This window comes from Haloferax sp. S2CR25, assembly GCF_031624535.1.
In the GTDB taxonomy this organism is placed as follows: Archaea; Halobacteriota; Halobacteria; order Halobacteriales; family Haloferacaceae; genus Haloferax; species Haloferax massiliensis.
Map to the genome: position 1 here is coordinate 970,505 of NZ_JAMQOO010000001.1, position 9,152 is coordinate 979,656.

Sequence of the window (9,152 nt, forward strand, 5' to 3'; positions counted from 1 at the left end):
ATGCGCCCGGTCCGCTCCGACCTCGCGCCCCGTCCCGGGCTCTCGCGCGACGAGATGGAGTCACTCCAGCGCCGCGTCGCCGAGGCCGCCGTCTTCGAAGACGACCTCCCGTTCGACCCGGCGCGCGTCTCGCTCGACAGCCCGGAAACGGGGAATCAGACGCTCACGGCGGCGACGGGGGTCGACGGCGACGCCGACACCGACTCGCAACCGCCGCTCGTCGCCGGCATCGACCAGTCGTTTCTGGACGACCGCGCGCTGAGCGCCGTCGTCGTCCTCCGCGGCGGCGAGGTGGTCGAGCGCGTCCACGCCGTCTCGGAGCTCGACCTTCCCTACATCCCCGGCCTGCTCTCGTTCCGCGAGGGCGGCCCCATCCTCGACGCGCTCGCCGAACTCGACTGCGACCCCGACCTGCTCGTCTTCGACGGTTCGGGCCGCATCCACTTCCGGCAGGCCGGCCTCGCCACCCACCTCGGCGTCGTCTGCGACGCGCCGAGCATCGGCGTCGCCAAGTCGCTGCTCTGCGGGACGCCGGACGAGGACGTGGACGGCCGACCGGAGGGGTGGCGAACCCCGATTCGCGCCGACGACTCGGTCGACCCCGTCGGCGGCCACCCCGCTGGCCCGGAGACGACTATCGGCTACGCCTTCCAGTCGCGGCAGTACGACTCGCGGCCGATTATCAACCCGCTGTACGTCAGTCCCGGCCACCGACTCGCGGCGGCGACGGCCGTCGACCTCGTCTCCCGGCTGTCGGGGTCGTACAAGCTCCCCGAACCGACCCGGCTGGCCGACGCCTACGCCGACGAGGCGAAGGCCCAGTACGAGTGAGGGCGAATTCGACCGGCGTTCCCCGTCCGGCCTCGTGGCGAACCGCCTACACTTAACAGCGCACGGTCCGACCTACCGACGTGCATCAAAAGACGGTCCTCATCACCGGTTGCTCCTCGGGAATCGGGCGCGCGACGGCGCTCGACTTCCTCGACGAGGAGTGGGAGGTCTACGCCACCGCCCGGAACCCGGCCGACATCGAGACGCTGGGGGAACGCGGCGCGAACATCGCGACGCTCGACGTGACCGACCAGGGGGACGTCGACCGCGTCGTCGACCGCATCGCCGACGAGCAGGGCCGCATCGACTGCCTCGTCAACAACGCCGGCTACGGCCAGATGGCCCCCGTCGAGGACGTGCCGACCGAGAAGGTCCACGACCAGTTCGACGTGAACGTCTACGGCCCACACCGGCTCATCCGCGCCGTGTTACCCCACATGCGCTCGCAGGGCGACGGCACCATCGTCAACGTCTCCAGCGTCGTCGGCCGCGTCGCCTTCCCCGGCACCGGCGTCTACGCCGGCTCGAAGTTCGCCCTCGAAGCGATGACCGACGCGCTCCGCACCGAGGTCGAGGAGTACGGTATCGACGCCGTCCTCATCGAACCGGGGCCGGTCGAGACGCAGTTCTCGAACCGCGTCGAGACCGAGGTCAACGGAAACGGCGAGGACGCCGACGGCCTCGACCGCTCGGGCGCGTACGAGAAACTCTACAAGCTGTTCGACGACTCGCAGGCGCTCGGCGGGAGCGGTCCCGGCGCGATTCCGCCCGAACGGGTCGCAGAAGACATCGTCGACGCCGCGAGTTCGACCAAGCCGCGGGCGCGCTACCAGCCCGGCACCGTCGCCCGCGTCGGCGTCCTCGCCCGGTTCCTGCCCGACGCGTGGCGCGACGCGCTCTACGGCTTCGCCCGCAAACTCCCCTGAGACGCGCCGTCTATCCGCGTCGCCGGCCCGCTCGACGCTAGTCGAGACAGGTCGCGACGACCCGAAGGGCATCTTCGCCCTGTACCTGTTCTGCGAGCAGTGGCACCCGCTTTACGTCGCGGCCGCGGAAGAGATTCGTCGCCGAGCGGAGCGCGTCCTGTTGGACCTGCCAGCGCCGCTGACAGAAGCCGCAGTTCTCCAAGTCGGGCGACTCTATCCACTCGGGGTCCACGTTTGCCACGTCCTCGACGGACTCCATGACGCGGTTGACGACGAGCGTCTGGACGGGGATTTCGAACTCGTCGAGCCGCGAGACGAGCCGCTTGGACTCCACGACGCTCATCTCCTCGGGAATCATGACGACCCGGAAGTCGGTCCGCGTCGGGTCGCGGAGCACCGCTCGCAGGCGCTCGATGCGCTCGCGGAGGTCGTCGAGGTCCGCCATCCCGGCCTGCGGGTCGTCGGGGCCGCCGCCGAACATCCCCTTGAGGTTGTCCATCATGCCGGAGAAGCGCTGGCGCATGCGGGCGATGCGACCGAGCATGGAGTCCATCAGCTCGGGGAGTTCGAGCAGGCGGAGCGTGTGGCCCGTGGGCGCGGTGTCGACGACGACGCGGTCGAACCGCGGGTCGTCCATGTATTCGAGGAGCTGTTGCATCGCCGCGGCCTCGTCCGCGCCGGGCATCGGGCCGCCCATTCCCATCGGCCCGTCGCCGCCGAGGAGGTCCTCGAAGCCGCCCATTCCCCCGCCCATACCGCCGAACGGCGAGTCCGCGTCGCCGCCGGCGAAGGGGTTGTCGTCGTCGTACTCGCCGGTCTCGAAGTCGGTCTCGTCGTCGAACTCCTCGCCCGAGCCGTCGCCGCCGGCGAACGGCCCGTCCATGACCGCGTCGGGGTCGATTTCGGCCGCGTAGAGGGGAATCTCCTCGCGAATCCGAGTCGGCTTGTCGGGGACCGGCACGCCGAGCGTGTCGGAAAGAGAGTGCGCGGGGTCCGTAGAGACGACGAGCGTCGCGGTGCCGTCGGCCGCGCTGGCGAGCGCCGTCGCCGCGGCCATCGTGGTCTTCCCGACACCGCCCTTGCCGCCGTAGAGGACGTAGTCGGGCGCGTCGATGCCATCGGGGAGGCCCTCGGTGTCGGTCGAGGTTACCTCGTCGGGGTCGGTGACTTCCACCTCGATTTCGGCCGGCCCGTCGTCGCCGGCGTCGTCGTCTTCGTCGGCGTCGGGTCGCTCCGTCGGCTCAACGTCGATGTCCATGTCGGACCCGACACCGCGGGGCTTTGTGTACTTCTCGGTCTCGGAACCGCCGGTGGACTTTTGCCCGGTCGCGTCGGTGCCGACCGCGACCCAGCCCGACCCGACCCGACCGCCATCGCTGTTTCCCGCTCCAGACCGCTTTTGTCCCGACCGCCCGTGGTCGGTCGTATGCGCGAGTTCGCATCCGACCCGCCCGAGGAGGTCCGCGTCGGCGACACCCTCCGCGAGGCGGGCCACACCGTCGCCGTCGCGGAGTCCTGTACCGGCGGCCTCATCGGGTCGCTGCTGACCGACGTCCCCGGCTCCAGCGACTACTTCGATCGCTCGCTGGTCACCTACTCCTACGACGCAAAGCGCCACGAACTGGCGGTGTCGCGGGAGTCGCTGGACGAACACGGAGCCGTCTCCGAGCCGGTCGCCCGCGAGATGGCCGCCGGCGTCCGCGACGTGGCCGACGCGACGTGGGGGCTGGCGACGACGGGCATCGCCGGACCGGAGGGCGGCCTGCCCGGCAAGCCGGTCGGCACCGTCTTCGTCGGCGTCGCCTTCGCCGCGCCGTGGGGGTCCGGCGACTCCTACGCTCGCGTCGAGCGCTTCGAGTACGACGGGTCGCGGACGCAGGTGAAAGAACAGATCGCGCGCGGGGCGCTGGCGCTCCTCCGCGGGGAAATCGAGTCCGTGACGACCGACTGAGTCGTCCGGCGGGCCGCCGTCGGTCGGTTCCGTGGGAAAGCTTTGTATCCCGGCGGACCAGTCTGCATCCATGAACAAGAAGGGACACGTGCTCAACGCCATCCTGTTGGCGCTCGGGCTCGGCGTCATCCTCACCGTGGACCCCCGGTCGTTCGAACCGACGGCCGACTCGGCGTTCCTCCTCGCCCAGAAGATCGGTCAGCTGTCGCTTCCGGTCGTGCTCGGCGCGCTGTTTCCCGACGTCGACACCGCCTTCGGAAAGCACCGAAAGACGCTCCACAACCTCCCGGTGTTGGCGATATTCCTCGTGTTCCCGCTCGTCTTCGGCAACCTCCAGTTCGTCTGGATCGGCGTCGCCACCCACTACGTCCTCGACATGGTCGGCTCGAAGCGCGGCATCGCGCTGTTCTACCCGCTTTCGCCGCAGGAGTACGACCTGCCGACCGGCGTGGCGACGAGTTCGAAACACGCCGACGCGGTGACCGTCGTCGTCACGGTGGCCGAACTCGGCGTCCTCGCCGGCGTCCACTACTACCTCTTTTCGCTCGATGTGTCGCTGGCTGACGCCGCGGCGTCGTTCAGCGCGGTGCTCTGAGGGCGCTTCAGACGGGACCGAAAAATCAGTAGACGCTCACGCCGTCGAACCGGCCGTCGTAGGCGATGTGGCTCGGGTGCGTCGGCTCCATCCCCGAAAGCAGGAGTCGGTCGATTTTCCCCCACGAGTTCTCGTAGCCGAGGTGGGCGAACTCGACCGCGCCGCGGAGCGCGTGGGAGACCCCGGCGCGGCGGACGACCCGGCGGTCTGCTCCCTCGCGGAGCGCGGCGACGAGGTCGGCCTCGAAGTCGATGTCGCGGTCGAACTCGGTCCACGCCTCGCCGACGCTCCCGTGGAGATGGGCGTAGGACGACGCGAACCCCGGCAGCCCCGTCTCGCGGGCGATGTCGCGGGCGCGGCGGTTGTCCCGCGGGAGGGCCTTCGTGTTGTACGTCTCGACGGCGTCGATGTCGTCGCGGCGGGCGGCCACGTCCTCGGCGGTGAGGCTCACCGTCAGGAACTCGGGGTGGGGGACGAGCGTCGCCGCGCCCTGCCGGTCGAACTCCGCGAAGGCCCCGTCGAGGGTGATGAAGTCGGGGACGGGGTCGGAGAGGCCGACCGCGAGGACGTGTTTCCGGTCGCGCCACGACCCCGTGAACACCTCGCGGGCGGGGACGACGAGCAGGTCGTCGTCGGAAAAGCGCGCCGCGCGGGCGCGAACGTCGGGCAGGCGGACGAAGTGCGGCGCGTAGACGAGCACGTCGATGCCGCGGGCTTTCGCGCGAGAGACGACCCGCTCGTCGAGAATCTTCACGTGCATATCGACCCGCGTCGTCGTGGTCGCGCTCACACGATACGGTCGGGTCAGCGACCAGTTAGTGGTTGCTATTTGTCGAACGCCGGGCGGTCGAAGAAACGGTTTTGTGGCTCACGGCCGTCGGAGGGAACATGTCCCGGTGGAAGTGCGGAATCGAAGGGTGTGACGGTCGGTTCGAAGACGTGGAAAGCGCGGTCATCCACCAGACGGTGGACCACGAGCGCCACGAGTGCAAGGTGTGCGGGACCGTCGTCCCGGAGGGCTACTTCGCGATTCGTCACGCCTTCGACGAGCACACCCGCGCCGAGTTCGTCCGCGCGTACGACGCCGATTCCTCGGCGGTCCGCATCCGCGAAGACGTGAAAGACGCCGTCGAGGCTGACGCTGACCTCAACAGCGTCGTCGAGACGCTCCGCGAGCAGGGCGCGCTGTAGGGTCACGAGAGACGGGCGGACCGGTCGCGGTGGGACGCGACGCCGGTCGCCGGTCGCCCGAGACGGCGCTCGTCGGGGACTGTCGGGGGACATGGGAGTCACCGGGGGGCGCACCGCTCGTCGCGCGCGCCGAGTCGAAACTGAGAGAGAAAGAACCCTCGTCGGGGCGGACGCTTACCGCTCTTCGGAGTCGAGGACGCGAATCTGGTCGCCGCGGACGGTGACCGGAATCGGGACCGTCGCCTCGTACAGTTCGACGGTGACCTGGTCTTTCGTCTCGTCAATGCGCTGGACGCGCGCCTTCTCGCCTTTGAACGGGCCGGCGATGAGTTCGACGATGTCGCCCTCCGCGATGCCCTCCACGTCCGGCGTCGGCGACAGGAAGTGCTCGACTTCGGCCATGCTGGAGGTGCCGACCGCGCCGCCGCTCTCGACGAGGCCGCGAGCGTGGGGAATCTCTTCGAGGACGCGCGTGACGATGCCGTCGTCGTCGGCCTCGACCATCACGTAGCTCGTCAGCGAGTCGGGCGCGAGGACGGCGTGAATCTCGGCGAACTCCTTCGTCGCAATCATGTCCGCGACCGTCTGCTCCTGGCGAGCGGTGGTCTTGACGGCGAAGATGGGCATCTCAGACTCCTCCGGGGAGGAAGCTCATAATCGCGAAGATGATGAAACCGAGCAGTCCGACGAGGAAGATACCCGCGCCGGCGATTTTGGAGATCTGGGAGAACTCCTGCCACGACGGGGTGCTCGCGAGTTTCAACACGCGAACGTAGCTGTTCAGGTCGTACTTAACGTCCATGTTGCTGGGGCCTAAGGCGTCGGGCTTTTTCTATCTATTGATGCACCGACGGGACGGGCGGGCGCTCTCGAACGCATCGAATCCGTCGAATCCGGGCCAGCGCAACCGCTTGACGGCGGCGAACGGGAAACGGGGCGCGGCGGGCGTCGAACCGTGCGGGCGCGGGTTCGAAAGCGAGTTTCGCGCGGCCGACGGCGGTTCCGACGCCGACTACTCGACGTAGTCGATGTCTTCGAGGCGCTCTTCGGCCTGCGCCTGCATCTCGCCGTTGCGGCCGTAAATCTGGGGCGACTCGACGCCGGTGACGACGATCATCGTCCGCATCATGCCTTCGAGTTCGTCGTCGACGGAGGTCCCCCAGATGATGCGCGCGTCGGGGTCGATGCGGTCGTAAATCTCCTCGACGACGCCCTCGGCTTCCTCGATGCTCATGTCGGAGCCGCCGGTGACGTTGACGAGCGCGGAGTTCGCGCCGGAGATGTCCACGTCGAGAAGCGGCGAGCGGAGGGCGGACTTGACGGACTCTTGGGCCTTGGACTCGGAGTCGGACTCGCCGAGACCGATCATGGCGACGCCGCCGCGCTCCATGACGGTCTTCACGTCGGCGAAGTCGAGGTTGACCAGTCCGGGCTTGGTGATGAGTTCGGTGATGCCCTTGACCGAGCGCATCAGCACCTCGTCGGAGACCTTGAACGCCTGTCGGACCGGGAGCTTGCCCACGGCGTCGAGCAGGCGGTCGTTCGGGACGACGATGACCGTGTCAGAAACGTCTCGGAGCCGTTCGAGACCGGCCTCGGCGTTCGTTCGTCGCACCTCGCCTTCGGCCGTGAAGGGCGTCGTGACGATGGCGATGGTGAGCGCGCCCGACTCGCGGGCGGCCTTGGCGACCACGGGGGCCGAGCCGGTGCCGGTGCCGCCGCCGAGACCGGCGGTGACGAACACCATGTCGGAGCCCTCGATGGCGTCGTAAATCTCCTCTTGGGATTCGAGGGCGGCCTCCTCGCCGACCTGCGGGAGCGAGCCCGCGCCGCGGCCCTGGGTCTTCTGCTCGCCCATGAGAATCTTCGTGTCGGCCCCGATTTCCACGAGGTGTTGTACGTCGGTGTTGGCGGCGACGAGCTTCGCCCCCTTGATTCCCTCCTCGTGCATCCGGTTGACGGTGTTGCCGCCGGCACCGCCGCACCCGACGACCGTGATGTTGGTCTGGAGGTCTTTGAGAACCGCTTTCAGTTCGTCGTCGGTCATCGTCCCGGACCGGTTGATGTTGGCCGAGCCGTCGACCTGAGCCGACTCATCCCCCATGTCCTCGGCCTCGGCCTCGTCGATTGCGTCGCCCACGATAGAGTCCATATTTATGGAGACGGTTTACGGAGGACGACTAATTATCTTTCCCCCTTGCGTCAGACGTCCGTCCGACGAGTCGCGAATTTCTGCCGAATCGTGTCATGCGAACACGAGACACAGACCGTCTCTCGTGGCGAAATCGGTCGTCTCCGCCTCGGCGGCGACCTACACGGCGAACTCGATGAGTCGCTCTTTCGACACGTCCTCGGGCGCGACGGTCTCGCCGTCGACTTCGACCGACTGCCCGGCCGAGAGCTTGCCGAACGCCGGGCCTTCGGGGACGCCGAACTCGCGTGCGGCGTCGGGGTCGAAGGCGCGCGTCGTCGCCGTGACCGCCCCGTTGTCGCGGACAACGGTGTCGTATTTCTCGCGCAGGACGTCGCAGAGCCGCGACACGAGTTCGTCGTAGCCGTCGCCCGCGACGGCGGCGCGGCCCACCGCGCGCGTTCCACCCTCGGTCGTGTGGAACGCGACGGTGGTCCCGCGGACGGCAGAGAGCGCCGCGTCGAGGTCGATGCCCTGCGCCTCGCCGAGCAGGCCGTCGGGGAGCGAGACGACCTCGTAGTCGTCGGCGTCGATTCGCGCGCCGAAGCGGAGGCCCTCCTCGACGGTCGTGATGTCGGCTTCGAGGGCGGCGACGCGGTCGAGGGGGACGCCCGCGGTCTCGCGGACCCACGTCTCGGAGACGACACGGAACCCCTCGGCTTCGAGGGCGGCCGCGAGGTCGTCGCGGTCGCCATCGACCAGCGCGAGGTCGGCCGCCGAAGCCTCGAACGCCCGGCGGAGCACGTCGCGGTTGTTCTCGGGCGCGCCCATCGCCTTGAGCTGCCAGTCGGCGGCGATGTGGCCGACGCGCCAGTCGGTCTCGCGGAGGACGCGCTCGAACCGCGGGGCGTAGTGGCCGCCGCCGAAGCCGACGAGCTGGCGGTCCGCGTCGGCCGCGACGCCCTCGATGTCGAGGACGGCCGCCGCGACCGCGCGGGCCCCCTCGGGGTCGTCCCACTGCTCGTCGTCGCTCCCGAGCTCGACGAACATCGAGGGGACCGTCGGCTCGGTCGGGCCGTGGTGGGTCGCCTCGATGCCGACCTCGTAACCGTCCGGCGCGCGCTCGCGGAGCGCCTCGACGACGGCGCGCTGGGCATTGGGACACGCGCGGGCGAATCGACCCGGCTCGCCGCCGTAGTCGGCGGGGCCGAAGTTCCCGGTGAAGTGCGCGGTCAGGAGCGCGCCGGTCTCGCCGGCGTGCCGGGAGACGACGACGAGAAAGTCGAGGTCGGCGTCGAACGCCTCGGCGGGGTCGTCGAGGTCGATGTGCAGGGCGTCGAACTCGCGGAGTTCGAAGCCGTCGCGGGCGAAGACGGTGCCGCCGCCGTCGGCGTCGGGTCGGTCCCCGTCGGTCCGTTCGTCCCAGTCGGCGAGTTCGAGCAGGCGCTCGCCGATGTGTACCGATGCGCTGTCGGCGCGGCTGACGACGATTCCGATCACGATTCGAGGGTCGCCGAGCCCGGCGAA

At 69.2% G+C, this 9,152-nt stretch carries 12 protein-coding genes; 6 read left to right on the forward strand and 6 right to left on the reverse strand.

What is annotated here, in order from left to right; all coding sequences use genetic code 11:
- Together NDI65_RS05100 and NDI65_RS05105 are read left to right on the forward strand one after the other, a co-directional pair.
- Positions 1-831 (forward strand): endonuclease V, encoded by an 831-nt coding sequence (locus NDI65_RS05100; protein ID WP_089779043.1) that lies wholly within the window; start codon positions 1-3, stop codon positions 829-831.
- Positions 832-911: 80 nt separating this feature from the next.
- Entirely contained in the window at positions 912-1,757 is an 846-nt protein-coding gene (locus NDI65_RS05105; protein ID WP_089779045.1) for an SDR family oxidoreductase, read from the forward strand.
- Between the two features lie 37 nt (positions 1,758-1,794).
- Here the strand turns inward: NDI65_RS05105 and NDI65_RS05110 are convergent, their stop codons facing one another.
- Positions 1,795-3,015 carry a TRC40/GET3/ArsA family transport-energizing ATPase gene (locus NDI65_RS05110; RefSeq protein ID WP_089779047.1) on the reverse strand — a complete coding sequence of 407 codons (1,221 nt, stop codon included), beginning with the start codon at positions 3,013-3,015 and terminating at the stop codon, positions 1,795-1,797.
- 168 nt (positions 3,016-3,183) lie between these two features.
- On the opposite strand from NDI65_RS05110, the gene NDI65_RS05115 reads away from it, so the two are divergent.
- Both NDI65_RS05115 and NDI65_RS05120 read left to right on the forward strand, forming a co-directional pair.
- Entirely contained in the window at positions 3,184-3,708 is a 525-nt protein-coding gene (locus NDI65_RS05115; protein WP_089779049.1) for a CinA family protein, read from the forward strand.
- Positions 3,709-3,778: 70 nt separating this feature from the next.
- Complete coding sequence (locus NDI65_RS05120; RefSeq protein ID WP_089779051.1) at positions 3,779-4,303, forward strand: metal-dependent hydrolase; 525 nt, start codon at positions 3,779-3,781, stop codon at positions 4,301-4,303.
- 25 nt (positions 4,304-4,328) lie between these two features.
- Here NDI65_RS05120 and NDI65_RS05125 read toward each other — a convergent pair whose 3' ends face one another.
- Entirely contained in the window at positions 4,329-5,063 is a 735-nt protein-coding gene (locus NDI65_RS05125; protein WP_089779925.1) for a PHP-associated domain-containing protein, read from the reverse strand.
- 128 nt (positions 5,064-5,191) lie between these two features.
- Between NDI65_RS05125 and NDI65_RS05130 the strand changes: the two genes are divergently transcribed.
- Positions 5,192-5,494 carry a hypothetical protein gene (locus NDI65_RS05130; RefSeq protein WP_007274363.1) on the forward strand — a complete coding sequence of 101 codons (303 nt, stop codon included), beginning with the start codon at positions 5,192-5,194 and terminating at the stop codon, positions 5,492-5,494.
- Positions 5,495-5,668: 174 nt separating this feature from the next.
- Here NDI65_RS05130 and NDI65_RS05135 read toward each other — a convergent pair whose 3' ends face one another.
- Entirely contained in the window at positions 5,669-6,121 is a 453-nt protein-coding gene (locus tag NDI65_RS05135) for a transcription elongation factor Spt5 (protein WP_004970097.1), read from the reverse strand.
- A 1-nt stretch (position 6,122) separates the two neighbouring features.
- Positions 6,123-6,296, reverse strand: coding sequence for a protein translocase SEC61 complex subunit gamma (locus tag NDI65_RS05140; protein ID WP_089779053.1), 174 nt, complete (start codon positions 6,294-6,296; stop codon positions 6,123-6,125).
- 40 nt (positions 6,297-6,336) lie between these two features.
- Here NDI65_RS05140 and NDI65_RS05145 point away from each other — a divergent pair, with 40 nt between their 5' ends.
- Positions 6,337-6,519, forward strand: coding sequence for a hypothetical protein (locus tag NDI65_RS05145; protein ID WP_089779055.1), 183 nt, complete (start codon positions 6,337-6,339; stop codon positions 6,517-6,519).
- Here the strand turns inward: NDI65_RS05145 and ftsZ are convergent.
- Both ftsZ and NDI65_RS05155 read right to left on the reverse strand, forming a co-directional pair.
- The gene (ftsZ, locus tag NDI65_RS05150; RefSeq protein WP_089779057.1) at positions 6,507-7,646 is read right to left on the reverse strand and encodes a cell division protein FtsZ; all 1,140 of its coding nucleotides are present in this window, start codon (positions 7,644-7,646) and stop codon (positions 6,507-6,509) included. The two genes, NDI65_RS05145 and ftsZ, sit on opposite strands and share 13 nt — an antisense overlap.
- Positions 7,647-7,805: 159 nt before the next feature.
- Positions 7,806-9,125 (reverse strand): D-aminoacyl-tRNA deacylase, encoded by a 1,320-nt coding sequence (locus NDI65_RS05155; RefSeq protein ID WP_089779061.1) that lies wholly within the window; start codon positions 9,123-9,125, stop codon positions 7,806-7,808.
- Positions 9,126-9,152 lie beyond the last annotated feature (27 nt).